Source organism: Shewanella sp. SG41-4, from assembly GCF_014164505.1.
GTDB lineage: Bacteria > Pseudomonadota > Gammaproteobacteria > Enterobacterales > Shewanellaceae > Shewanella.
In genome coordinates, this window is the sequence record NZ_JACJFI010000625.1 from 1 (window position 1) to 1,222 (window position 1,222).

The 1,222-nt window shown below is 37.1% G+C and carries 2 protein-coding genes; both read left to right on the top strand.

What is annotated here, in order from left to right; translation table 11 throughout:
• Nucleotides 1-105: 105 nt before the first annotated feature.
• Nucleotides 106-378, top strand: coding sequence for a hypothetical protein (locus H5202_RS22790; RefSeq protein ID WP_182774024.1), 273 nt, complete (start codon nucleotides 106-108; stop codon nucleotides 376-378).
• 24 nt (nucleotides 379-402) lie between these two features.
• Nucleotides 403-861: a GNAT family N-acetyltransferase gene (locus H5202_RS22795; protein ID WP_182774025.1), complete on the top strand. Its 459-nt coding sequence runs from the start codon at nucleotides 403-405 to the stop codon at nucleotides 859-861.
• The last annotated feature ends 361 nt before the right edge of the window (nucleotides 862-1,222 follow it).

The window sequence follows — 1,222 nt, forward strand, 5'->3', positions numbered from 1 at the left end:
CGAACAAAATTTAACCTGCAAAGATCAACAGACCCTAATTGAGAAAATTTTTACAATGGAAGTGTAATAATAATTGAAATCCAACTAGATAATGTTGTTGAATCAATGGAAACGGGAAAAAATAACCAACTACGTGCTGATTTAGATAAACTGAGACCCAAACCATATACTTGGTTAATCCAATGGCTAATGTGTTTGGTGACTATTGGCGCTATTTTATATATTGCAAAAGTAGACTTACTCGTAGAACAAAACGTTGTGTGGTTGCTACTGTTATTTGTCGTTATTGGTTTTAGTCATAGGGATGATTATTTAGCTCATAAGCGCATCGATTTGGTCATTAAGCTACTTGATAACAATGCATTTCATAAACGGTAATAGTTCGACAGGAAGCCTTGGTACATGGATATTATGATTGATGATTTACAGGGCTCTGGCGTGATTGAGTTGCTGCAAGCACATTTGGCTGATATGTATGCAACGTCGCCACCAGAGAGTGTTCATGCATTAGATATTGAAGCCTTAAAACACCCATCAATTACTTTTTGGTGTGCCAAGCAAGGTGACTTAGTACTAGGGTGCGTAGCGATAAAACAACTAACGCCAACCCATGGCGAAATAAAATCTATGCGAACGGCTGCAACGGCAAGAAACCAAGGTGTAGCGTCGACATTGTTGTTGCACATATTGGACGTCGCTAAGTCTCGTGGTTATCAGCGGTTGAGCTTGGAGACGGGGTCTATGGACTTTTTTGCTTCAGCAAGGCGTTTGTATGAACGGCATCAATTTGATTACTGCGGCCCATTTTCGGATTATGAGCTAGATCCTAATAGCTTGTTTATGAAGCGATTAATTGAGTAAATTGATTTGTGATAAAGGTAAAGCCTAGCAAAGCGCTAATTTATGAAATGTGTAAGCGACTATTACTCTTCTTCGTTATATTTGGCATTGCCATCGTAATATTAATGACTCCAGAAGGTGAGTGTGTAGCATTTTTAGCCATAGCTTGTGCACAGGAAAAGATAAGTGGGTTATCGTAAAGTGGATTTTTTTGTTTGATTCATTGTTACTGACATACACTGCTTTGCCTGTGCTGCATTACTTAGCGCTAAGATTTTTAATTAAGCGTAAAAACAGAAATCTAAATTAGTTTTAAAAGCTTAATGATTTACAATTTTTATTTCATTATCTAAAAAACTAAACTCAGTTATGGCATTAGATA

Bases quoted from the DNA above. Each gene is read 5' to 3' on its own strand.
- H5202_RS22790 (WP_182774024.1), top strand. From the start codon at position 106: ATGGAAACGGGAAAAAATAACCAACTACGTGCTGATTTAGATAAACTG.
- H5202_RS22795 (WP_182774025.1), top strand. From the start codon at position 403: ATGGATATTATGATTGATGATTTACAGGGCTCTGGCGTGATTGAGTTG.